Genomic DNA, 24221 nt, shown 5'->3' on the forward strand with positions numbered 1-24221 from the left:
GAATGTTTCGGGTCGATTTATCATTTTATATTTATAAAATTTGATTGCTTGCAGCAAATTCGTCCAATTCAGCTTGAGTCACAACTCGAACCGCTTGCATTTCATCGATACGCACCATCAATAAGCCACCTAATGCAGGCTGATAACGTCGCGCACTGCCAAAAGGCGTATATGCCACTTTGGATTGCTCCGAAAAGACCAACCAATCTTCATGTCCAAGCATCACCGCAATAGGCGTCTGCCCCGCTTGTTGCATCTGTTCAATTTTTGCTTTGACATCGTGCTCAATGTTTTGCATGCATTCAATCTATTTATATCGATGGGACATAGTATAAAAGCATTTCGACAAATCTTGATGTGAAATAGCTTTGCGTGCTCACCTATCCAGTTAATTTGGCTGTGAACAAGTCTTTATTTGCAATCAATACTGCACACCTAATCCACTATACTTTCTAAGTTAAGTCATCGCTTATTTTGCACACAGCTTCTCTATAGGCATAGGATAGATTTTAAGCCAGCAGTTAAAACCCAAATTTTCAAAATACGTTATATTTACTTACATTAAGTTTAGATTGTTATAAAACAGCGAGTTAAATGAATTTATACAATTTATAAGCCGATAATCTGTTTATTTATCCATCAAAATTTCATATTTTAAATAAAAGTTTTCCATTTCCCCTTTAAAAAATATTTTGACACCCCTATTTAATATTTTAATGATTGATAAGGAGTTCGCTCGTGAAAAAAGTGGTTAAAGCAAAAAATTTAGTTGCCTTCCGTCTTTGGTTAGAAAAGTTAGGATATTCTGTTCGTACACTGGCAGATAATCGTGGATTTACATTCAGTTTTAAAAAAGAATATGGTCTAGTGACTGTAGATTTGTCTGGTAATGCTTTGGCCATGCAGCTCGGTGAAGAGTTTGAAGATCATCTAAAGGCGTAATCTTCTCTATAATTTATTCGAACGATTTGAAATAAATGATTTAATTCGAATCCGCATTTCTAAATTTGCCCGTATATGCGGGCTTTTTTTCACCTTTGTTTTACTGACTCATTTTTAACGAGATAAATTTCAGACAATAAAAAAGCAAGATTAGACATCTTGCTGTATCTCTTGGTTCATCATCTTTCATTAGATTTATTTCATTAGATTATGTTTTCAAAAAAACCACGTTTGAGACACTGATTTTTTCGAATTTCAAAAACAAAAAAGCAAGGTATAAAACCTTGCTTAATCTAATGGTGGGGACGGAGAGACTCGAACTCTCACACCTCGCGGCGCTGGAACCTAAATCCAGTGCGTCTACCAATTTCGCCACGTCCCCAACTCGGGTGCTGACAATGTCAGACTTTAATTTGTTTTAAAAACCTGTTTATTTGGCAACTTAATAAATTAAGTGGTGGGGACGGAGAGACTCGAACTCTCACACCTCGCGGCGCTGGAACCTAAATCCAGTGCGTCTACCAATTTCGCCACGTCCCCAACAGGGTTGCTGACAATGTCAGACTTTTTAAAACTTGGCAGAGGATCAAGGATTCGAACCTTGACGAACGGTTTTGGAGACCGTCATGCTACCATTACACCAATCCTCTGTGACCTTCATTACCAAACTCATGTTTAGTAATTCAGTGGTGGGGACGGAGAGACTCGAACTCTCACACCTCGCGGCGCTGGAACCTAAATCCAGTGCGTCTACCAATTTCGCCACGTCCCCGATGGCTGTGTATATTATAGAGATCACCCCTACATGACAAGCCTTTTTTATAAAAAAGCATCTTGTTTGTTTAAATAAAAAACAATAGTGCTTTTTTTGTATTTTTCTTAAGCAAATTCAGCAACTAAGTCGCTTTTTAAGCGATAAAAATCCACCAATCTGTCATTTTTTTGCTTCATCAACATGTGTTGCAATAGCTGAGTAAACCCTTGATATTGCATTGGCAGATCAAGCTTTAAGCGTTGGCAATGTAAATAGGCCCAATCTTCATAGTTTTTCGCCTCTAAACGCTGTGATGTCAGCCATTCCAAGAAAATAATCCCCAAAGCATAGATATCACTGTGCAAAGATTTCGCTTGTCCATGGAAAAGTTCTGGAGCCATATAACGTGGTGTCGCAGTTAAGGCATTTTGCTGATCAAAATCTAATGGTAGCGCTTGCTCAAAGTCGATGAGTCTGCACTGCCCTTGCCAATTCACAAAATGCTCTTGTTTTAAATCTGCATGTATCCAACCGTGCAAGCTTAATCGTTCAACCACATCGAGAGCTTGCCATAGCACCTGCCTCACCTGTTCGATGCTCAAACTCGATGCAGGCTGTAAGAACCAAGGCTCAGCATTGGGCAGTATTAATAGGCGATCAATAGGCTCTTGCTGAATACTGAGATGCGTCTCTTTTATCACTTGAAAAGGTAGCGTGATACTGTTTTGTGTAGACGCTTGATTGAATAGCTGGTACAGCTCAATTTCTCGACCAAAACTAGCTACATGTTCAGGGCTGCTGTCACTGACTTGCGCCTTGAGCCAATGACGTTGTTGGTTGAATTGAAATTGATATAGACGACGGCCAAAAACCAAACTTTTGGTTTTGGTTTTTGGCTCGCAAATGGTTTGCGCTAAATCTGTAGATTTAAACCGCAATAAATTCTGCATGTCGTTGACTGGGTTCATTTTGATAATTTAATAATTCCAAACAATGCTGAATGGTCTTACCGATACGGGCTTGCGTTTCGATTAATGAAATCTTCGGCCATGTGGCTCTTTCACCTTCACGTTGCAATACCTTAAACAGATAAGGTCGAGGATTTTGCAACATATAACTATAGTGTCTTAAGCCATATTTCCCCACAATATTGACATCACCATAGTAACGCTGATCCATCACGCCATAACCATGATCAAGCAAACGTCTAACAGGTGGAATACTTCCTGCGCGCTCACGGGCAAAATCCATAACCCCTTTACTAATCACCTTACCTTGACGACGAACGATCCGCTCAGGCCAACTCAACATGCTTTTACGAAAGCGTGCAGCATCATCCTGCATAAACGGCACAATATGCGGATTGACCTGACTGGCGATACTATAATTAATATTATACAAACGCGCCATTTTCTCCTGTGGGAAATCACTGCGCACACTACCATCTACCCAACGTGTTGCCGACATATATGGCGTAAATTGCCCGTCATAACGCTTACTGGTCAGTCGTACCGGTGGAAATAGAATGGGCACTGCACATGATGCCAGCACTGCACTCCATACCAACAAATCGGGTGAGGTATAGGCATTCATAATTCTTGCATCTTGTGATGCATCATAAGGCGCAACTGCCACATTGATATGCAGACCAGATTGCTTATAGGCTTCGAAAAAAGTTAAGTCACCTAAGTTTTCAACCAAAAACTTTTTCAGATATTTTACATCCGCCAAGCCGCCATTACCCTGCACTAACTCAGTCAATTTCCGAAAGTGAAATGCCTCACTAAAGAAGTTTTGTCCGTTTAATAAATTGGTAAATTCTGACGGTTTAGATACACCCAACATCCCTGTCATAATGGCGCCAGCACTGGAACCTGACAAAACTTTTGGCATGAGGTCTTGTTCCATCAGCGCTTTACACACACCGGTATGAAACAAGCCTAAAGTTGAACCGCCGGAAAACATCAATACAGGTTGTCCATAGGCTTTTTGGCTTTGTTCAAAGAATTCAATTTTTTGTGCAGCATTGAGACAAACGCATTCTTCGGATGCAATAAAGGCCAAACTTTGACTCACCTCATCAACATAGTCTTCAATAATTTTTTTGGTGCCGACGTAGGCTTCTGTAAACAGCAAGGGATGGGCAATATTGCCCACATCATAAGTTAAACCTTCACTTAAAATGTACATCAAATCTCGAGTACGTTTCTGAGCACGATATCGTCTCAGTAACCCTAAACGATGAGTAATAATTTCTGCATCAAAATACGGTGAACTATTATCGAATTTCCATTCTTGCGCACCCGATTCTTCATCTATTTTAAGTGCGATATCTTTCCATTCTTCATAACATTCAGCACGGTCGAGCTGACGCTTTAATTTTTTTATCCGATATGCCTGATGTGGATTAATACTTTTTGAAAACCCTGTAAACAACATGACTATCCCTCAGCACACTTTAAACTGTTCACTCAGCTAGATTTATAACAACTTTTTGGTTATTCGAATAGCGCTGATCTGCCAGAACAATCATTTAACTTTGACATATTTCAGCAATTATAACTGCATTATTGATGTACACTGCTGTCATATACTAACCAACAACAAGACACGACAAGCTGACTTATCATGGCTACAATTGATTTACCTGACAACATCCTTCAATCGCTATCTACTGTACTCTTACAACTACAGCACAGTTTGCCTGAGCTTAAACAAGCACCCGATTTTTCGAGTATCGCGTTTAAATGGCAAGATAAACAGCTTAAAGCCATTCAACAGCCCAAAGTCATGTATTTAGAAGATTTAAAAGGAATTGAACGTCAAAAAGAAAAAGTGATTCAAAACACTTTACAGTTTTTAAAAGGCTTACCTGCCAATGATGTTTTACTCACTGGCTCTCGTGGTACAGGTAAATCATCCATCGTCCGTGCTCTGCTCACCCATTATGCAGACCAAGGTTTACGTTTAATTGAAATTGAGCGTGATGATCTATCTGATTTACCAGAAATCCAAAATTTAATTAAAAATCGCCCTGAAAAATTTATCGTATATTGTGATGATTTGGCATTCAATGCTGAAGATGAAAACTATCGCAGTTTAAAAAGTGTTTTGGATGGTTCATTACAATCAGGTTCAAGTAATTTTATTATTTATGCTACCAGTAACCGTCGTCATTTATTGCCTGAATTCATGCATGAAAACACACCTGTAACCAAGGTAGATGTGCCTCAATATACTGAGCTCCATCCACAAGAAGCGATTGAAGAAAAAATATCTCTTTCTGACCGCTTTGGGATGTGGCTGTCTTTTTATCCAATGGATCAAAATTTATATTTAGAAATTGTTGAACATTATTTGGCTAAAGCCGAGATGCCATGGACAGATGAAGCGCGTGCTGAGGCACTACGTTGGTGTCAAGGTCGTGGGCAACGTTCAGGGCGTGCTGCTTATCAGTTTTCAAAGCATTGGATTGGCTCGCAGCGGCTGCAGCACCTATAAGGGTACGCTTTTGACACTTATATGACGCGCAAGATGCGGTACAAGAATCAATCTGCGTTTAAAAAATCAATATTTTTATCTGTAAAGCCCTGACATCATTTCAGGGCTTTACTTTTACGCTTAAACTTCAGGAGGCTGAAATCCCCCTGACAGTTCTGCCAGCAATGATGCGAATTGAATAGTGACTTTATCTGCATACGGCTTAGAAATAATCTGAATATTTACAGGAAGATTATCTTCAGATAGGCCAATTGGGGCACAAGTTGTTGGTAATCCCGAAACCGTCGCAGGCGCGATCCATTTAAATAAATCCAAATAAAACCGTTTTTGCCCATCCACATTCAAGCTGCGCATCACCATCGGTTCCTGATGATTGTGTTCAAAGGCTAAAGTAAAAATCGGCGGGCACAGAATCAAATCATAATCCGCAAAGATTTTTAAACATTCCTGTTTGAGATGCAGCGCCCGTTCATGTTCCGCAGCCCATTCGGCATGCGATAAATTGGCGCCGCGGGCATATGCATATAATTGCGCAGGCATTTTTACTTTCCCTTGCAGCAATTTGGTCCAAGGCGACAGCCATGACAAAGACATTTTCTGCAATTTTGAATCAGCGATCATCATCTGACTGACCAGCTTAGAGCTGTAACTTGCATATATCTCATCAAAATCCCAGCCCTGAGGACGGCCTGTATCGACCTGAATATTGGCTTGTTTTAACTTTAACAGCAGTTCTTCATACTTTTTCTTCATCCTTGAGTCAATTGGACAGGCGTCATCGTCTAGCCAAAACAGAACTTTAAATTCCTCAAGGCTTTGTTTCTCGCACTCTTTTAACTGAAAATCCCGGAACTCTCGAGCATCCGGCTGAACCAAAATATCCAGCATTAATTTTAAATCCCGCGCTGAACGCGCCATCGGCCCGATCACAGCCAAATCCGGCTCACTCAGCTCATCTGTTGTATTTAGAATATGCCCATTAAAACTGACCAAGCCGTATGTAGTTTTATGTCCATATACACCGCAAAAATGCGCAGGGGTTCGAATCGATCCACCTATATCACTGCCCAACTCCAATGCGCTAAAGCCCATCGCCAGTGAAGCCGCCGCTCCGCCCGATGAACCGCCGGCAGTTAAACTGACATTCCAGGGATTATTGCATGTCCCATAAATCTGGTTATAGGTTTGAATATCCGCGCACTTCAAGGGCACATTGGTTTTTGCAAATGCGATCGCGCCGGCATTTAATAATTTTTGCACCGCCGCAGCATGCTCTGAAGGCATATAGTCTCGAAATAGCGGATTGCCGTCTGTACATGGCATACCCCGGACCTTAAATGCATCTTTAATGGTCATTGGCAGCCCATGCAGCGCACCTAAGGGATGCTGTTCTCTAACCTCCAAATCCGCCTGATCTGCAGATTTTCGCGCCTGCTCAAAATCAAATGCCACACAGCTATTGATATTAGGGTTATATTGCTCAATGCGCTGAATTTGCGCCTCCAGCAAATCACGGCTGCTGCACTCTCCTTGCGCAATCGCCTGAACCAATGCCGTAGCATCTTGATAAATCCATTTATTCTGCATGATGTTCTCCTTGAATGGGCTGTGTTGATTTTGTGCGAAGTCAGTGCCATAGTGAAGATCAGCAATAGACAGATCATCTGTCATTTTCGGACATAAAAATAAAAAGGACGGTGTATGTTTTTACCATCTGTATTGGTTGAAACTTACTTAGATTATGCGCAGCAACATGGCGTGCATCTTGATGATTCAAGCATTGGCTTTCACCCTTTTGAGAATGTCAGCCGGATCGATTTAATTCAGTATCTCAAGTTAATCGACACCATTCGGACACAATTGCCCGAGCATGATATTGGTGCGGATATTGGCTGGCGCTTCAGCCCGCAATTATTTGACCCCTTGGGCACAGCCATTGTTTCAGCGCCAAATATACAGAGCGCTTTAGATACAGCCCACAGGTTTTGGGATCTGTTTGGCTTGGGCCTAGCGCTCAGCGTGCATGAACATTCAGATAATATTGAACTAGAAATTCAGTCGGTTTTTTGCATTGACCAAGCTTTGCAGCGCATCATTTTAAAATCCGCTGTCATTTGCCTATATAAAATACTGGTTCAATTGCTGCCGTATCATCAGGCAGATTTTATATTGTCTTTTAAAGATTCCCTGCAAACCGCGGATTTTTTAAACCGCAGAATCCAAATTCAGATGAATGCTGAGCGATGGCAAATTTCATTTCCGAAAGACCTAATGCATGAAGTGAATTTCTGCGCCAATGCGCTGCGCTTTGATCAAGCGATTGCGGAATGCGAATCCAGTTTAAAGCTTTCTCAAGCCGCTGATCTGCATTATTCACTGCATGAAACACTGAGCACTCTTGCTTCACAGCAGATGGTCTCAACTAAAACCATTTACCGCCGGATGCAGCAGAAAGGGCAAAATTTTCAGCAATTAAAACAGCGTAAGAAATATGCGGCTGCATTAAATCTGCTGAATAATCCTGAGATATCTATTGAGCAGATTGCAGAACAGCTAGGCTATACCAACCCCTCAAATTTCAGCCGCGCTTTCAATCGCTGGGCCAATATGTCACCTAGTCAATTCAGAGAAAAAAGCTTTAAGCCGGAAGAGTCTTAATCCGGCTGATTGCCGCATTAGGCTACGCATATAAAAAACGTATTTAAAATAAGCTTTGCAGGATCAGATAAAAAAAATCCGGCCTAAAGCCGGGATTTTTTAACAGTTCAGCTGAACACGATTTTTACGCTTCGTTTGGATTAGTCAACTCAGTCATCGGCCAACGCGGTGTAGTCGTAACAGACAAACCATCACGTTGACCCGCTTTAAGACGCTGATAACCAGCAAATGCAATCATTGCGCCATTATCTGTACACAGTGCAGGTTCTGCATAAAACACATTTGCACGGATTTTTGCCAAGTCAGCTTCTAAGCGCTCACGTAAACGCTTGTTTGCACTTACACCGCCGGCAATAACTAAACGTTTTAAACCAGTTTGTTTTAAGGCTTTAACTGATTTTTTCACCAATGTATCAACCAACGCTTCTTGGAAAGATGCAGCGATATCCGCCTCACGACCTTCGCCTTCAACTTTTTTCAATTGAACTGAAACGGCAGTTTTTAGCCCACTAAATGAAAAATCTAAACCTTGGTGTAGCATTGGGCGTGGAAATTCAAAGGCATTGATGTCGCCATTCATCGCCAATTTCGAAATATTTGGACCACCTGGGTATGGTAGCCCCATCATTTTAGCGACTTTATCGAATGCCTCACCTGCTGCATCATCAATCGACTCACCCAATAATTCATATTGACCAATTCCATAAGCAGCCATCAATTGAGTATGTCCGCCAGAGACTAAAAGTGCCACAAATGGAAATTCTGGTGGAGTTTTAGACAACAAAGGCGCCAACATATGACCTTCCATATGATGTACACCAATTGCAGGTTTATTCAGTGCAAATGCCAACGTACGACCAAACAATGCACCTGTCATTAATGCACCCATCAAGCCCGGCCCGCGAGTATATGCAATGGCATCAATTTCTGATTTATCAACTTTACTTTCTTCAAGCAGTTGTTTTAATAACGGAATTAACTTACGCACATGGTCACGTGAAGCTAATTCAGGTACCACACCACCATATTCTGCATGCAGTTTGATTTGGCTATACAATACTTGTCCGCGTAATCCTTGCTCACTATCGTAGAGTGCGAGCCCTGTTTCATCACACGAAGTTTCCAAGCCTAAAACGATCATTAAACTGCCTTTTGCCCATTTCAAAATATTGCGAAACCTATTATAGACTTGTGATATGAGATGTAAATGAGTAAAATACTGACCTTCACTTGTGATCAAGGGTAATTCGACCCGAGATCTTATCCATAACTTAATGAGGATTCTTCATGCCACAAGTTAAATTGAAAGAAGGCGAACCAGTAGACGTAGCTATCCGTCGTTTCAAACGTTCATGCGAAAAAGCAGGTGTTCTTGCTGACGTTCGTAAACGTGAATTCTACGAAAAACCAACTCAAGAACGTAAACGTAAAAAAGCTGCTGCTGTTAAACGCTACCAAAAGAAATTGGCTCGCGAATCAGTACGTACTACTCGCCTTTACTAAGATTAATTTGTGATTGATTGACTAACCTGGACAAGATAAATGACTACTTTAAAAAACCAAATAACTGAAGTTTTAAAAGCCGCTATGCGTGCTAAAGAAATGGATAAGTTAACGGTAATACGTAGTCTACAGGCAGCAATCAAGCAAATCGAAGTCGATGAGCGCATAGAGCTTGACGATAAGCAAGTTCTTGCGGTCATTGAAAAGCAAATCAAACAACGCAAAGAATCGGTTAAAGCCTTTTTAGGTGCAAACCGAGATGATTTAGCTAGTAAGGAACAAGCCGAGATTGAGGTGTTATCTCAATTTCTACCAGAAGCTATGACTGAGGAAGAACTTGATTCCATCATTGCGCAAACAATTACTGCGCAAGAAGCTACTAGCATGAAAGATATGGGTAAGGTGATGAACTCTCTACGTCCGCTCATAGCCGGACGTGCCGATCCTGCACAAGTTTCAGCTAAAATTAAAGCGAAACTCTCTTAATCTTTCATCTATATTGTTTGATTTGGTCTATTTAAGTACGCTAATGACTTAAATAGCCAAATTATCCAAATTCAAAAATAATTCAAATTCATTAATCAATTATTTTTTTCTTTATTATCTTACGATTTCATATTTACAAATATCTCGCCAACTTCCATCTACTGGATTTTGAATTGCAGCTTGTTCGATTTCAATCAATTTAAAATTTGCTCGTTCACATAGACGTCGCGCTTGCTTGTTTTCTGCATCTACAAAAGCGTTTAATTGCTGAAACCCTAGTTTATTCAATAATTGATCCACAAATAACTGCAAAGCTTCTGTCATGAAACCCTGCCCTTTAAATTCAACATTTCCCCAAAATCCAACGGCAGCTTGATTTTCCATCCAATTGATTTGATGAATATCCATGACACCTAAAAAGTTATGCGGCTGTTGCTCACGAATCACATAAACAAAATTTTCCTGATTTAATGCAGCCAACACTCTCGAATCACAAAATACCAATGAAGCATCTAAATTAGGTTCTTGTAAGAACCAAACCAAACTTGCAGGAAACATTCGTAAGGTTTCTATACTTTGACAAATAGCCTCATAAAGTGCTTTTGCATCGTGGCGCTGAATCAACTGAAGCGTGATTCTGCCATGACTCATATCAAAATCATCGAGTTTCATTTTTATTCAGTTTCTCGTAATGATTTAAAATGCTTATAAATTTATTTTTAATTTAGGGCACATTGCACATTATATTTTTTTAATAATTGCATCTCTTTTGATGCGATCACCTGCTGAATCACATCCTGCTTATTCATATTACGGTACTCACGATCTAAAAATGCGCGATTTTCGTCTGCAGCACGATAAAGATCATTCACATAAGTCTGAACAATACCGCAGTATTTCACTTGCTGGTCTGCTTTAAATCCCTGTTGCTGCGGGTCTAACTGACTAAAAAATTGGCGTACATCGGTTTTATATTTTTCGTTAATATCATTCACAGCGATCACATATTGCTCTGCGCTCGCTGCTGCAATATTCGTTGCTAAGCCCAACAGACAGGCCGCTAAAATTATATTTTTCATTTGTAAGTTCTTAATCATAAACATTTTACATCCAGCTAGTTTACACTGATTAATCTAAACCACTAAAACTACAATTTGCACTTTATAATCGACATAGATAAGTACATCACATTTGAAATCTTTATATTTTTAATTTCCGTTCATTTTGCATTTCGTCCACACGCTGCTTGATTTTCGCAGAAAGACTTTTCGAGTCTTTGGCGATGCGCTGCGCCTGTAGCAAAGATTTAATCGCGCGTTCTTCATCCCCACCCCAATACTCTACTTCAGCTCGATATCGCAGCACATTGACCGAACGGAAGCTTGCATCTTTGTCTGCATCAGCCATTTGCAACATCAGTCGCCAACCACTCAAGTCACGTGGATTTGCTTGTAAAAATCGCTGTAGAATCAGTTGTGCCTGGGCATATTCTTTGTTTCGAATCAAAGCCTCTGCATATTTATAATTTAATGCCCGATTTTCAGGCATGATGATTGCCGAACTTTTCACAGCGTTCACAGCATCGGCTGTTTTGTTTTGACCCAACAGCACATCGGTCTGTAAAATAGTAAAAAGTGCATGCGATGCATTTTGTTTTGCTGCTTCATTTAATAACTTTTGGGCAGCACTAAAGTCACCTTGTTTAATATGCAAGCTCACCAAAGCCAACTCAGCTGCATAATTCTTTTGCGCCACCATCGCATTTAATTGCAATTCGGTTGCCTGACCCGACAGTACTCGACTATACCAACGCAGAATTTCAAAATCTTGATCAACCAAACTGGTTTTAACTTGAGGCAACTGATTGGCGCGTAAGCGCGCTTCGCTCATACGCTCCGTGGTTAATGGATGCGTCAACCAAAAATCAGGCAGAAAGCTCACTCGACTCGTAGAACGATGCATCACTTCAAAGAAATCAGCCATGCTCTGCGGATTGTATCCAGCACGATACATATACTGCATCCCGATACGGTCTGCTTCACGTTCTTGGTTGCGGCTATAGGTTAATTGCTTATCCATCAAAGCGGCTTGTGAGCCCATCATTACAGCCGCACCGACATCACCATCTGCCTGTGAGGCCACTAAGGCTCCGACCAAAATACCGGCTAGTGACAATAAACCTTGCCCTTTAAAGGCTTCTTGTGAACGACTGTAATGACGTTGTGATACATGTGCAATTTCATGCGCCATCACCCCTGCCACTTCATCCATGTTGCGTGCTGAATTAATTAATCCCGCATTTAATGCAAATAAACCACCCGGTACAGCAAAAGCATTAATTTGTGGATCATTAATTAATAACAATCCGACCGGTTGATTAAGTTGAGTTTGGCTCAAAATATGCGTAAAGACAGATAAAAGACGATCTTCCATCCACGGATTTTCAGTCACAGGAAGTTGACGATGCACCTCACGATACACCTTCTCGCCAATGGCACGCTCTTTTTGTTGATCCAACAAGCCGACGCCACTACCTATTTCAGGCACAGAAAATTGTGGGGATGAACTAAAATCTACGGACTGCGTCTGCGCCAATGTCGAACAAAGCCCGAGACCACATGCCAGTAAAATCTTTTTCAAAGTCTATTCTCTAAATTTCATATTCGTACTTCATCGAATATAGCATTGAATTTTGGTGAATTATGGAGAAAACTGTTGTGATTGTTTATTCAAATTTTGGATTGACCACATAGCGTGGCGCGCACTCATGTACCAAAACATCCACTAGATTTTGATAAGCCAATTCCGCCATACGTTTACGAGTTGCCGCTGTTGCTGAACCCACATGGGGTAATGTCACGACATTGGCTAATGTAAATAATGGCGATTCTTGAAGTGGCTCTTGCTCATAAACATCTAAGCCTGCTGCAAAAATTTGACCACGACTTAATGCATCGATTAAAGCGGCTTCATCAATCACTGAACCGCGTGAAATATTGACCAATACCGCATGCGATTGCATCAAGGCCAACTCACGTTCACCAATTAAAGCTTTCGATTCTGCATTTAAATCCACTGCAACGACCACAAAGTCAGCACGTTGCAACAAATCATCCAAATCACAATATTGCGCTGATAACGATTCAGCCAATTCAATTTTTTCTCGGCGATTATGATAGAGTACATTCATATTAAAGCCGTAGCGAGCACGACGCCCAATCGCTGCGCCAATATGTCCTAAGCCAATAATACCAATAGTTTTAGCAAAGACATCCATACCAAATTGCTCAGGACCCACTGTACGCTTCCACTGCCCTTGTTTGGTCCATTGATCCAATACAGGCACTTTACGTGCTGCACTCATCAACAAAGTAAATGCTAAATCTGCTGTAGTTTCCGTCAATACATGCGGAGTATGGCTCAACCAAATATTTTTTTGATTTAAAAATGCTAAATCATAGTTGTCATAACCGACACTTACACTTGAGATGACTTTTAATTGTGACGTATGCGCTAAATTCGAAGCATTCAACAAACGTCCCGCACCGATCATGGCATCAGCATCTTTTGAATGCTCAAGAATTTGCTGATTCACATCGCCCAATTTAGGTCTAATTTGGAAAACTTTAAATTGCTGTTCTAAACGTTGAATTATTTCTTGATCTATTTGACTAAAAACCACTACTTTTTTTTGCATAAATTTTCCATTTACGTAATTTAAGTATTTTGTCCTGCCTTATTTTGCATAAATTGCCATAGGCGTTTTTTCAATAAAGGCTGTTCAATCATTTGCTGTAAAGATGCCAATGGATACACCTTCGCATGCTCTAAATGCGGAATATCGCCTAAGCAAATGACATTTTTATCCAAGCTCATCGCATCGATAAAACCCTGTACATAAGATGCTGCACCACGACCATCTTGCAAATTCACCCAACCAAAAGGCCACTGTAAGGCAAAAAAATCGGCACTGACTGCGCGCTGAATATTGCTCCACAAAACTTGCTGCTCTGCCGTTAATTCTGTGGCATCAATGACAATGACACAGTGCATTAAACAGATGGCTTCTAAGTTAAACGAAGGGATTTGAACAATTGGACGAACTTCAACAGGCTCAACAACCTTTAGTTCATCTTTAGGTGCTTCTACAGATTGATTTACAACAATATCAACGTTCTTTTTAAGCTCAGTCTGTGATGAAACAGGCGTTGGCTGAGGCTCATTTTTGAGTAGAATTTCAGAGACTATTTCAGGAGCCGCCTGATCTCGCCAAATATTTGAGCTAAATTGCTGACACGGAGCCGCCTGAGGAATCCATATATCAATTCCCATTGCCGCCATTATGCTTCGCTGATGCCCAATCATGCTTTCATTTTCACCTATTCAAGGCTTGTTATTCTAACGGGATTCATTGGTTTTTGCTGAACTTTTATAAAGCAATTAGACCACTCTATTTCTTTAAAGATTCTGTAGACTTGCTCAGACTACTTTTGACTTAAAATTAAACAATTTATTCATAAATCAAGCCGCTATAAACAATTATACAATCATCAAACTATTTTTCTTTTGCATTAGTTCAACTATCTCAGCTGATTCAAAGCCTATACGCCAATATAGTAGCTGCAAAACATCTAACTCATCTTGCGTGATAATTCGATCATTCCATAAACATATTTCTGCAACACCAAGGATGCTTAACCGCTCACGCAGCAATAATCCAGAAATATCATTTAGGATTTCAGCCAAGTCTATTGGCTCATCAGAAATATCGCGATAAAACTCTAGTTCTTCTTTCGTTAAGATTCGATTGAGGATTTTTTCACGCACTTCGAGTTGGTTATCACTGTTAATTTGTTGCACATGCAACAAGGCATCAATCAAACGCACAATACTCGGTTTTACATCTTCTAAAGATGTAGGTGTATGTGCAGGCAACAGATTTAACTCATATTTCACTGTTTCAAGTAGTAAGGCATCGAGCAAACCAATTTCACCATCTTCTTGAATAATTTTGGCCAGCTTGGTTAAGAACTGCCGTGAAATCGTCGCAGGCATAGTGCCAATATTTTTACATGCCTCATGAAAAATGGAGATATGCACACGACCATCAAGATTCAATAAGGCATCCACAATCGCACGACTCACTTCAGCTTCAGTCGGAATAAACTCTCGATACTGACGAATCATTAAAATAGCAACCATCACCTCACGCGAACCTGTTGCTGTTTGCAAGGCACGTTGGATTAATTCAGGTCTTTGCCAATTTTCACGAATCTCGGGGTTCAACGGTTTAATTGCATCTCGTATCGCAAAACTAATCGGTGACAAGCGCAGTAAAGGTAATGGTTGTGGCGAGTTCCATGGTGTTGCAACATCTGGACTAGCTTCTTCTAGTGAACGGAATAAATAAAATAGCGGCTGGTTTCGCAGTTTTTTTAAATTTTCCAGTTGCAGGTCATGAATGAGCGCCGGATTTAATTCAAAAATACGCTGTTCAATACTTGGGTGAATATTCATCCAGTTTTGCGGACTGAGTGAGTTTGCAAAACACATATGAGAAATCGATTCCGCATATTCACTATGAATTTGCGAACCTGAATGATGCACATAAATCCTTAATAAGGTTTGAATATTGGCATCATTTTGAATCAGACGTTTAGTTTTCTGGTCATTACGATAGGTTCGAGAACCCAAAGAGATATATTTAATAAAGCGGGAAATCAAAACACCCAAGCTTCCGATCAACCAAATGACCGCGCCAATCGCTACAAAGAGGGTTTCAAACTTATTGTCCCGTGCTTGTCCATTTTTATAGAAACCACGTTTTGCAATTTTACTGCCCCACTGACTAAAGGTCGTCAAACCGCTATATAAGATTTTCAAACGGGTATTTTCAGCAGCTTCCCCCGACAAGATCTTATTAAATTCATGGCTCAGCAAACCATACATTTCCATCTCATCTAGGGTTTGTAAGGCACCCCAGGTTAAAATGATCGATGTATCTCGAGGGCTAAAACCAGCGGTGAGCGCATTCACACCCACTTCATCAGGTAAGACATAAAGTGCGGGAGTATCGATTAGAAAGGTATCTGCCAGCTGCTCAGTCATACGCAGTGCAACACTTTCTTCAGGAATACTTTCAATGAGACTCAGACGTCGCGCACCTAACTGTTTTGCAAGTGAATAGCCGCCTAAGCGAAAGGTGTAAAAATCATAGAGAACTGAAACCAACATAATCAGCAGTACAGTAGCCACTAAAAATGGGCTAAGGACATGCCAATAGATAGACTGAGTGGAATCATAATAATCCACAATTAAACCGACAATTACATTAATAATTGCGACGGTCAAAAACACTGCCGCCATACACATGGTGACAGGCCAAAACATATTTTTGTTTTTTATAAAATCATAACCCACACGTCTCAATGTAATACCCTTAAGCTACATTGTCTTTTGTTTGCTCATCATAAATGAAAAAAGCGGGAAATTCCCGCTTTTTCAGTGTGTTTTCAGCAGATTATTCTTCGCGAACACCTGTTAAATCCACAGAAGCTGCATCAATGTTAACATCGATATAAGCTGGCTTTTCATTTTTTGCAGAGTCATTACGCTTACGCTCTAATGCTGCCAAATATTCAGCATCAATACCGCCTGCCACATATTTACCATCAAATACCGAGCAATCAAAGTCTTGTAACTCAGGGACTTTCTTGGTGCGTACTGCAGATTTCAGATCTTCCAAGTCTTGGAAAATCAAGCGATCAGCACCAATAATTTCACGGATTTCTTCAACGCTACGTTCTGACGCAATCAGTTCAGATTTGGCTGGCATATCGATACCGTACACGTTTGGATATTTCACCATCGGTGCAGCAGACGCAAAGAATACTTTTTTCGCACCCGCGTCACGCGCCATTTGAATGATTTCGTTACAAGTCGTACCACGTACAATCGAGTCATCGACCAATAGTACGTTTTTGCCTTGGAACTCTAGCTCTACAGGGTTTAGCTTTTGACGCACAGATTTCTTACGAAGTTGCTGACCCGGCATAATGAAGGTACGACCGATATAACGGTTCTTCATGAAGCCTTCACGGAATTTCACACCTAAGGTATTTGCAAGCTCGAGCGCAGAAGTACGTGAAGTATCAGGAATTGGGATCACGACATCGATATCGTGCTCATCACCCCATTCACGTAGAATTTTCTGAGCAAGTTTTTCGCCCATTTTCAAACGTGCTTTGTAAACTGAAATACCGTCAATGGTTGCGTCTGGACGCGCAAAATATACGTATTCAAAGATACAAGGACGATATTCAGGGGCTACTGCACACTGCTTGGTCGACATCACGCCATCAGCAGTAATATAAATTGCTTCACCCGGTGCAATATCACGCTCAACCTTAAAGCCGAGCGCTGTAATTGCGACAGATTCAGACGCAATGATATATTCCATACCATTTTCAGTCTCACGCGAACCGTAGATCAATGGGCGAATACCATTTGGATCACGGAAACCAACAAGGCCCTGACCGGTGATCATAGCAACAACCGCATAACCACCTTTGCAACGTTCATGCACACGTGAAACCACGTGGAATACATCTTCAGCGCTTGGTGTAAGTTTTGCGCGTTTTTGCAATTCGTGAGCAAATACGTTTAATAATACTTCTGAGTCTGAATCGGTGTTCATATGACGTAAGTCAGTCTTGAACAAGTCATCATGAATTTCAGCAGCATTGGTTAAGTTACCGTTATGTGCAAGCGTAATGCCATAAGGTGAGTTTACATAGAATGGCTGAGCTTCAGCACTGCTAGAAGAACCCGCAGTTGGGTAACGAACATGGCCAATACCATAATTACCCTGTAATGCACGCATATGACGTGTGTGGAACACATCACGTACCATACCCGTATCTTTACGCAGGAATAAACGACCATCCTGACAAGTTACGATCCCGGCTGCATCCTGTCCACGATGTTGTAACATCGTTAACGCATCAAACAACATTTGGTTAACAGGTGATTTACCAGCTATACCAACTACTCCACACATAGCAACCTCGCAGACAAGCTAGGGTTAATAAAAAGGATTATTTGTTGACTCACCCGATCCAGAACGTCCGTGCTTGTTCTGCGACTCAGATGGGAGGTCTGAAGATTTCTGAGCATCTTCAGACTGAATATGATGAAGTGCTTGATTTGCAGCATCTTTGGACAATTCGGTTGCCCAAGGCGCATATGGCAATAATGACTGAACCATTTTAGATTGTTTCCAATGTGGTGAACTTTCTACCCAAGGACCTAGCCCCTGCATAGTGATCAGCACCACCAACAATCCTTTTAAGCTTCCAAAAACACCACCTGCCAGTCGATTTAACGGACCGAGCTTTAATGTTTTCAAAATACTGTTCAATAACCATGTCGCGACCCAAGTCATGACTACAATCAACAATACAATAAATGCGAACGCGGCAATCTTCTGTACCACTGGATCTGTACTTAAAGATGTCATCGAAGGTGCAAGGACGGTTGCATACTTTGCCGCAATGACAAGTGCAAGAATCCATCCAATGAAGTTCGCAAAGGCTTTTACAAATCCTTGACGCAAACCGTTAAGCCCTCCAATGAGCAAAATAATCAGTATAAAGATATCAATGGTATTCATGATATTTACAATGCGTCTACGCAGTCTTTTACAAGTGTCGGACCTGTATATATGAGGCCACTATACACTTGTACAAGGCTTGCTCCTGCTTTTTGTTTCGCAACAGCATCCGCGCCCGACAAAATACCACCTACACCGATCAATGGAATTTGACCGTTTAATACTTTAGCAAAAGCCGCCAAACATGCCGTACTTTTTTCAAAGACTGGTGCACCGGATAGACCACCAGCTTCATCACCAAATGGAAGGCCTTCAACACCTTCACGTGACAAAGTCGTATTGGTGACAATCAGACCATCAATTTTAAATTTTAACAATTGTTGTGCAATAAAATTAATGTCTTCAGGTTCTAGATCTGGTGCAACTTTAAGTACTAAGGGTACATAATGTTGATTTTCATCCGCCAACTCGAGTTGACGTTTCTTGAGTGTCTCTAACAGTTCAGTCAAAGCATCACCGCTTTGTAAGCTGCGAAGATTTTTTGTGTTAGGAGATGAAATATTAACGGTAATATAAGAAGCGTAGTTATAAACTTTTTCTAGACAAATCAGATAATCGTCAACTGCTTTTTCAACAGGTGTGACTGCATTTTTACCGATATTGATCCCAAGTACACCCTTAAATTTTGCAGCTTTGACATTTTCGATCAGCTGATCCACGCCATCATTATTAAAGCCCATACGGTTAATAATGGCTTTTGCTTTCGGTAAACGAAATAAACGAGGTTCAGGGTTCCCTGATTGTGGAAGTGGTGTAATTGTACCAATTTCAATAAAGCCGAAGCCCTGGCTCGCCAGCGCATCGATATAAGCACCGTTTTTATCAAGACCGGCTGCTAAACCAACAGGATTCGGAAATTCGATTCCCATACATGTTACTGGTTTAGACGCCACGTTTTGACGCATCATTCCCATCTTGTGAGAAGATTTCAACAGCGATAATGTCAGCTCATGTGCACGCTCTGGTGCTAAAGTAAACAACAAAGGGCGGGCTAGAGAATACAACATATCTATAAAAGTCTACTGCTTTTTAAGTCGGCATATTATAGGCACAGCACAGATAAAACACCATGCTTAGCAGATCTTTATTTTTACCGATTATTGTACACTCGCTGTTAATTTGACCTGTCCCGCTTCAGAACTTAACTCCATCTTTTCAATACTTAAGCCCATTTGAACCAATTGAGTCAAAAAATTGGCCAGAATTGCATAATTTTCATGCATCACTGCAATCTGTATTTGCTCACCGACTTGTTGAGATGCCACGGATAAACCCTGTTGTTGCGATACCCGCTGAACTTTTTCCAACGCGCTCAGTTGTGTATCACCTGCTGGTTTCATCGTGACGGCATTACTTTGCATCCAAACAACAGTATCCTTAAGTTCATTCACGCGCTTTTGTTGAAAATTTGCAGCTTTGTTCATATAAAACAGTGCCGAACCAATCGCTGCCACTACAACAAAAATCGTGGTAAAGATCACCATGACTCGTTCACGTGTTGACAGTTGGTCTAAATAATCAGTGATGCGCTCAATTTGCCCATCTATACGTTGCTGTAGGTTTTCCATTTTTGTCATTATTGTATTTTCACCAATCCAATCGCGCCGTTGGCACCTGGTTGAATATTCCCTAATTCAACTTTAAAACCTTGTTGTTTTAATTGATTGGTTAGGGTTTGTAGTACTTCTGCCGAATTGGCTTTTAGCTCCATATTTAACATCGAGGCTTCATAGCTCACACGATTTGCAGAAATTTGGTTTTGCATTAGAACAGGACCAACACGGCTCAGTAAAGACAAAGCCTGTGCATTGCCCGTTTGACTCTGACGCAATTGTGATTCGAACTGGCTTTTCAGCGTTTGTTCAGTGACAGGATAGCTTTGACCAAACCAATATTTAAACTGATCAATCGCTTGTGCCGCAGTGATATTGGCCACTTTTTTGTATTGATACCAGCGAACTGCATCATAACTAAACTGAGTAATTAGAGCCGCAACCAAAACAGCTGCACATGCTTTCCAATAGCCACTCACACCCGTATTGGCTTTGGCTTTCGGCAAAACATTGAGTGGGTGTTGTTTCGGTTTTTTTATATTGGGTAATTCATAATGAAAAGATTCAATGTAATCATGCGTTACAGCAGCTTCAAGACTATGCGTCTGATCTGAACTTAGATTTGAAATCTTATAGTTCGGCTGACCAATTTGATAATCTAAATACAATGCCAAATCATCAACAGACTGACCGACATATTCATTATTTCGGACCAATAAATGACCGCTGACATTTGCCAAAACATGTTGCCCTGATTCTGGACTTGGTAAGACCAAAAAGTCTGGTAATAATGAAATAACTTTTACAGGAATTAGCGTCAAAGCATGCTGCATCGTTTCGACTGCACTATGTGCAATCCCCATGACCGTTAATTCATCTGGACTTTGAAAATGATGCAATACTTTCATTGCATCCAAAGGCAAAATGACATATTCCTCAAGTAAATATTTTACGCCGTCTGGGCCAAGTTTTTTATATTGGTTTTTTGGAAAATTTTGCTGAATGATTTGTACATCACGACTCGGAAAGAAAACAACCGCTTCCTTTCCCGCATGTGGCTGAATTTCCTGAATCAACTGTTCAAGTGTCGATGACTGCTTCCAGAAATCCCCTTCTGACCATTGCCAAACCCCATTGGCTTCGGGCATCCATAAATACAACATTAATTTTTCTGCCGTTTTAATTGGTTTTTATGTTGATGGTATAAACATTTTAATTTGTGTCGACAATCCTGGAGCAATGACCGCTTGTTCATAAATGCGCGCTTCTGCCAAAGCATAGGGATTAAAATATTCTGAGACCAAAACACTGGCCATATGTGCCACAACGTTCATATGGCACACCACCACAATAGACTCATACGGTAAATGTGACAACCATTCCACTGCAACTTTGGCATCATCTTCCGGTTTGATGGCATTACAAATAACCACAGGCACATGTGGAAAATGTTTTTGCAAAGATGAAAGTGTTTGCTGCGCACGCAGTAGCGGACTCACCACAAAAACGTCTGGTTGAATTATATCTTTCAAATATGCTGCAGTTTCTGCCGCTTGAGTTTGTCCGCGCGCTGTTAAAGGACGCTTTTCATCATTCCCCATTACTGGCGGAGCAGCTTCGCCATGCCTAACCAATGTCAGTTGCATAAAATTCCCTATTCTATTCCGCACATTATATACAGCCAGTATGACAAAGCTATGTGTATTGCATATTAATCAGCAAACTTAAACTTGCTGATGTGGCAAGACAAATTCAACATCACTACGATGGCCATTTTTCATCAATGACAATGCAATGTTCAGTGCCGGCGCACCTTCAAAAATCACTTCGTACAAGGCACTGGTAATTGGCATATACACACCGAGCTCGTCAGAGCGTGCGCGTACTTGCACAATCGTATTAATCCCTTCCGCAGTTTGTCCCAGTTCTTTGGTCGCTTGCTCTAAGCTTTTACCACTACCGAGTGCAAAGCCGACTTGGTAATTACGGCTGAGCGGACTACTACAAGTTGCAAATAAATCACCGACACCAGATAAACCTAGGAATGTTAATGGGTTTGCCCCTAATTTCACAGCAAAGCGGCTCATTTCGGCCAAAGCACGTGTCAAAATCATGCTCTTAGTATTTTCACCGACACCATAAGCCGCAGCCAGACCCATCGCGACTGCATAGATATTTTTCAGAGCACCGCCCAATTCCACGCCATGCACATCGTCACTTGCAAATACACGGAATAAAGCACTGTGTAGCGCTTGTTGAACTGCATAACGAACCAGCTCAGATTGGCTTGCGATCACTGTTCCCGCAGGCTGTCCCGCAACAATTTCCTTCGCCAAGTTTGGCCCTGAAAGTACACCATAAGGGACTTCAGGAAGTTCTTCACGAATAATATCGCTCATAAAACTAAAGGTATTGGCTTCAATACCTTTGGTTAAAGACACCACTGCTTGTGAGGTGATAAAAGGTTTGATCTGCTGTAAAACACTACGGAAAGAATGGCTCGGAATAGCCACTAAAATAATGTCACGATTACATACTGCTTGTTCTAAATCTGAAACAGCGAGCAAACCTGCTTCTAATTGAAAATCTGGCAAGTAACGTTTATTGATATGTGTTGCATTGATATCCGCAGCCACCGCCTCATCACGAATCCATATCATGGTGTCACAGCCATTACGTACTGCAGTATTGGCCATCGCAGTACCAAAACTCCCACCACCCAAAACCGTAACACGTAGTGCAGTTTTTTGGTCTACTGACACAGGGCTAACAAGACTTGCAAAATCAAGTTCTGACATTGTTCTTTTATCCTAATTTCTTTACTGATCGATCTTGATCAATCGACCTATTTTTCACTTTTATTGGTTTGCTTTATGCCAATGGCTTACAAAGTCAGCAGACTGTATTTCAGCACGCGGTGGAATGGCTTTCACTGCTGTACCGATATAAATAATGCCTGAAATCAAATCATTTTCCGTTAAGCCTAAGGCTTGTTTAAACAATTTAGATTCAACCACCGCCCCACTACGCCACATGGTTGAAAAGCCCTGTGCTTGTAGAGAGAGCAAAAAGTTTTGTACTGCTGCGCCTGAACTTAAAATTTGTTCGAAATGCGGAACTTTGGGATGATCTTGTAATTGAGTTAAAGCCAAAACCAATAGTGGCGCACGAAATGGATGGTGTTTCACACGTTCCAACTGCGCTTCTTCTGTTTGTCCAGTATCGGCTAAAGCATGTGAAAGCAACTCACCAAATGCTTCACGTTCAGTTTCAGGAATAATCACGAAACGCGTAGGCTTAAGACGATGATGATCTGGCGCCGTTAAAGCGGCTTGAAACGCATTTTCCAATTGCTCAGCATTCGGCGCAGGTTCAATTAAATGACCAATCGACTGACGCTGATGAATATTTTGATGAACTGTATCAACTGCTGATTTTAGAATTGACATCTATACACTGTACTTTAAAACGTTTGCTCAAGATTAGCATATTCTCAATAACTTACTCTAGAATGTTTACATCAGACTCGGTGCTTATTTGTTAAGTCAGCTTTATTCACAGATTTACTATAAAAAAACCGCATAACTTGTACAGCAGTTCCCTGTTCTATAAGAAATTTTATGTTCAAATAAATCAAATTGTTTCTAACTCGGGGCACCGCATGAAAAAATTCAACAAAACTGTTGCCATTGTTAGCACGCTAAGCGCAACTGTGCTTTTAGCTGCATGTACATCTACGCCAACAAAATCTTTAGCGATTCAAAAACCGAATAATCAATATGAAGTGACTGCCGTAGGTAAAACCAGTTTAGCGGCAAAAAATAATGCAATTGCAGCAGCAAATAGTACCTGTGGTAAAAATGCGACCCCTGTCGTCGTGGATGAAAAGCAAGAATACAACGGTGTTTTAAAAGGCGTGGTCGATGAAAAGACAGGTCAAATGATTCAGGCTGCGGCTGGCGTACTTGGCACCATTACAGGAAATAGCGGCAGTATCAGCAAAGATGATGATTACCAAACTGTACTGACCTTTAGTTGCCGTGCCAACTAAAACGTTAGTCTGTGATGTCGTTTTGTCATTAACTCAAAATGAAATTGTCGTTATGAAATAGTCGACATGAAATAAAAAAGCCTGCAAATCTGCAGGCTTTTT

Annotated in this window: 25 protein-coding genes and 4 tRNA genes; 6 read left to right on the forward strand and 23 right to left on the reverse strand. The window is 40.9% G+C overall.

Translation table 11 applies throughout. The features are described from left to right. Positions 1-31 precede the first annotated feature (31 nt). On the reverse strand, positions 32-256 hold the full coding sequence (locus tag FTU83_RS05165) for a hypothetical protein (RefSeq protein WP_171525918.1): 225 nt from the start codon (positions 254-256) through the stop codon (positions 32-34). A 482-nt stretch (positions 257-738) separates the two neighbouring features. Here FTU83_RS05165 and FTU83_RS05170 point away from each other — a divergent pair, with 482 nt between their 5' ends. Beyond that, positions 739-942: a hypothetical protein gene (locus tag FTU83_RS05170; RefSeq protein WP_078188846.1), complete on the forward strand. Its 204-nt coding sequence runs from the start codon at positions 739-741 to the stop codon at positions 940-942. 297 nt (positions 943-1239) lie between these two features. Here FTU83_RS05170 and FTU83_RS05175 read toward each other — a convergent pair. The 6 genes from FTU83_RS05175 to FTU83_RS05200 form a co-directional block, all read right to left on the reverse strand. Continuing rightward, positions 1240-1324, reverse strand: a tRNA-Leu gene (locus FTU83_RS05175). 73 nt (positions 1325-1397) lie between these two features. Then, positions 1398-1482 (reverse strand) — tRNA-Leu (locus FTU83_RS05180). Positions 1483-1518: 36 nt separating this feature from the next. Next, a tRNA-Trp gene (locus FTU83_RS05185) sits at positions 1519-1592 on the reverse strand. Positions 1593-1629: 37 nt separating this feature from the next. Then, positions 1630-1714, reverse strand: a tRNA-Leu gene (locus FTU83_RS05190). 107 nt (positions 1715-1821) lie between these two features. Further along, positions 1822-2646 carry a protein kinase gene (locus FTU83_RS05195; protein WP_180105830.1) on the reverse strand — a complete coding sequence of 275 codons (825 nt, stop codon included), beginning with the start codon at positions 2644-2646 and terminating at the stop codon, positions 1822-1824. Then, a complete protein-coding gene (locus tag FTU83_RS05200; RefSeq protein ID WP_180041334.1) occupies positions 2624-4135 on the reverse strand; it encodes a DUF3336 domain-containing protein in 1512 nt (503 codons plus the stop codon). Before FTU83_RS05200 ends, FTU83_RS05195 begins: the two co-directional genes overlap by 23 nt. Positions 4136-4324: 189 nt before the next feature. Between FTU83_RS05200 and FTU83_RS05205 the strand changes: the two genes are divergently transcribed. After that, positions 4325-5197: an ATP-binding protein gene (locus FTU83_RS05205; RefSeq protein ID WP_180105831.1), complete on the forward strand. Its 873-nt coding sequence runs from the start codon at positions 4325-4327 to the stop codon at positions 5195-5197. 120 nt (positions 5198-5317) lie between these two features. On the opposite strand, the gene FTU83_RS05210 is transcribed toward FTU83_RS05205, so the two are convergent. Beyond that, positions 5318-6784, reverse strand: coding sequence for an amidase family protein (locus tag FTU83_RS05210; protein ID WP_180105832.1), 1467 nt, complete (start codon positions 6782-6784; stop codon positions 5318-5320). A gap of 114 nt (positions 6785-6898) precedes the next feature. Between FTU83_RS05210 and FTU83_RS05215 the strand changes: the two genes are divergently transcribed. Continuing rightward, positions 6899-7855, forward strand: a complete 957-nt coding sequence (locus FTU83_RS05215) for an AraC family transcriptional regulator (RefSeq protein WP_180105833.1) — start codon at positions 6899-6901, stop codon at positions 7853-7855. A gap of 124 nt (positions 7856-7979) precedes the next feature. Here FTU83_RS05215 and tsaD read toward each other — a convergent pair whose 3' ends face one another. Further along, positions 7980-8996, reverse strand: a complete 1017-nt coding sequence (gene tsaD / locus FTU83_RS05220) for a tRNA (adenosine(37)-N6)-threonylcarbamoyltransferase complex transferase subunit TsaD (RefSeq protein ID WP_180105834.1) — start codon at positions 8994-8996, stop codon at positions 7980-7982. A 146-nt stretch (positions 8997-9142) separates the two neighbouring features. Between tsaD and rpsU the strand changes: the two genes are divergently transcribed. After that, the gene (rpsU, locus tag FTU83_RS05225; RefSeq protein ID WP_001136722.1) at positions 9143-9358 is read left to right on the forward strand and encodes a 30S ribosomal protein S21; all 216 of its coding nucleotides are present in this window, start codon (positions 9143-9145) and stop codon (positions 9356-9358) included. 39 nt (positions 9359-9397) lie between these two features. After that, a complete protein-coding gene (locus FTU83_RS05230) occupies positions 9398-9844 on the forward strand; it encodes a GatB/YqeY domain-containing protein (RefSeq protein WP_078193617.1) in 447 nt (148 codons plus the stop codon). 114 nt (positions 9845-9958) lie between these two features. On the opposite strand, the gene FTU83_RS05235 is transcribed toward FTU83_RS05230, so the two are convergent. The 14 genes from FTU83_RS05235 to FTU83_RS05300 all read right to left on the reverse strand — a co-directional run bounded on the left by FTU83_RS05235 (position 9959) and on the right by FTU83_RS05300 (position 23517). Then, positions 9959-10516: a GNAT family N-acetyltransferase gene (locus FTU83_RS05235; RefSeq protein ID WP_180105835.1), complete on the reverse strand. Its 558-nt coding sequence runs from the start codon at positions 10514-10516 to the stop codon at positions 9959-9961. A 47-nt stretch (positions 10517-10563) separates the two neighbouring features. After that, complete coding sequence (locus FTU83_RS05240; RefSeq protein WP_168378953.1) at positions 10564-10923, reverse strand: hypothetical protein; 360 nt, start codon at positions 10921-10923, stop codon at positions 10564-10566. A 121-nt stretch (positions 10924-11044) separates the two neighbouring features. Then, a complete protein-coding gene (locus FTU83_RS05245) occupies positions 11045-12484 on the reverse strand; it encodes a M48 family metalloprotease (protein WP_078188859.1) in 1440 nt (479 codons plus the stop codon). An 85-nt stretch (positions 12485-12569) separates the two neighbouring features. Then, positions 12570-13541 carry a D-glycerate dehydrogenase gene (locus FTU83_RS05250; RefSeq protein WP_180105836.1) on the reverse strand — a complete coding sequence of 324 codons (972 nt, stop codon included), beginning with the start codon at positions 13539-13541 and terminating at the stop codon, positions 12570-12572. A 20-nt stretch (positions 13542-13561) separates the two neighbouring features. Further along, entirely contained in the window at positions 13562-14209 is a 648-nt protein-coding gene (locus tag FTU83_RS05255) for a hypothetical protein (RefSeq protein ID WP_180105837.1), read from the reverse strand. Between the two features lie 174 nt (positions 14210-14383). Continuing rightward, positions 14384-16273, reverse strand: a complete 1890-nt coding sequence (locus FTU83_RS05260) for a M48 family metalloprotease (protein WP_180023879.1) — start codon at positions 16271-16273, stop codon at positions 14384-14386. Positions 16274-16364: 91 nt separating this feature from the next. Next, the gene (gene purF / locus FTU83_RS05265) at positions 16365-17903 is read right to left on the reverse strand and encodes an amidophosphoribosyltransferase (RefSeq protein ID WP_078193623.1); all 1539 of its coding nucleotides are present in this window, start codon (positions 17901-17903) and stop codon (positions 16365-16367) included. Positions 17904-17927: 24 nt separating this feature from the next. Next, the gene (locus tag FTU83_RS05270) at positions 17928-18515 is read right to left on the reverse strand and encodes a CvpA family protein (RefSeq protein WP_078188866.1); all 588 of its coding nucleotides are present in this window, start codon (positions 18513-18515) and stop codon (positions 17928-17930) included. Positions 18516-18520: 5 nt separating this feature from the next. After that, complete coding sequence (locus FTU83_RS05275; RefSeq protein ID WP_078188867.1) at positions 18521-19522, reverse strand: quinone-dependent dihydroorotate dehydrogenase; 1002 nt, start codon at positions 19520-19522, stop codon at positions 18521-18523. A 90-nt stretch (positions 19523-19612) separates the two neighbouring features. Next, the gene (gspM, locus tag FTU83_RS05280; RefSeq protein ID WP_078188869.1) at positions 19613-20092 is read right to left on the reverse strand and encodes a type II secretion system protein GspM; all 480 of its coding nucleotides are present in this window, start codon (positions 20090-20092) and stop codon (positions 19613-19615) included. Continuing rightward, positions 20092-21231 carry a type II secretion system protein GspL gene (gene gspL / locus FTU83_RS05285; protein WP_180105838.1) on the reverse strand — a complete coding sequence of 380 codons (1140 nt, stop codon included), beginning with the start codon at positions 21229-21231 and terminating at the stop codon, positions 20092-20094. The genes gspM and gspL overlap by 1 nt, the downstream gene beginning before the upstream one ends. A 27-nt stretch (positions 21232-21258) precedes the next feature. Beyond that, positions 21259-21714 carry a histidine phosphatase family protein gene (locus tag FTU83_RS05290; protein WP_180094213.1) on the reverse strand — a complete coding sequence of 152 codons (456 nt, stop codon included), beginning with the start codon at positions 21712-21714 and terminating at the stop codon, positions 21259-21261. Between the two features lie 78 nt (positions 21715-21792). Further along, on the reverse strand, positions 21793-22866 hold the full coding sequence (locus FTU83_RS05295; protein ID WP_180105839.1) for an NAD(P)H-dependent glycerol-3-phosphate dehydrogenase: 1074 nt from the start codon (positions 22864-22866) through the stop codon (positions 21793-21795). Positions 22867-22926: 60 nt separating this feature from the next. Beyond that, the gene (locus FTU83_RS05300; RefSeq protein WP_171525909.1) at positions 22927-23517 is read right to left on the reverse strand and encodes a nitroreductase family protein; all 591 of its coding nucleotides are present in this window, start codon (positions 23515-23517) and stop codon (positions 22927-22929) included. Positions 23518-23729: 212 nt separating this feature from the next. Between FTU83_RS05300 and FTU83_RS05305 the strand changes: the two genes are divergently transcribed. After that, positions 23730-24119: a hypothetical protein gene (locus tag FTU83_RS05305; RefSeq protein WP_078188876.1), complete on the forward strand. Its 390-nt coding sequence runs from the start codon at positions 23730-23732 to the stop codon at positions 24117-24119. Positions 24120-24221 lie beyond the last annotated feature (102 nt).

It is taken from the genome of Acinetobacter sp. YH12152, from assembly GCF_013418285.1.
GTDB classification, from domain to species: Bacteria; Pseudomonadota; Gammaproteobacteria; order Pseudomonadales; family Moraxellaceae; genus Acinetobacter; species Acinetobacter amyesii.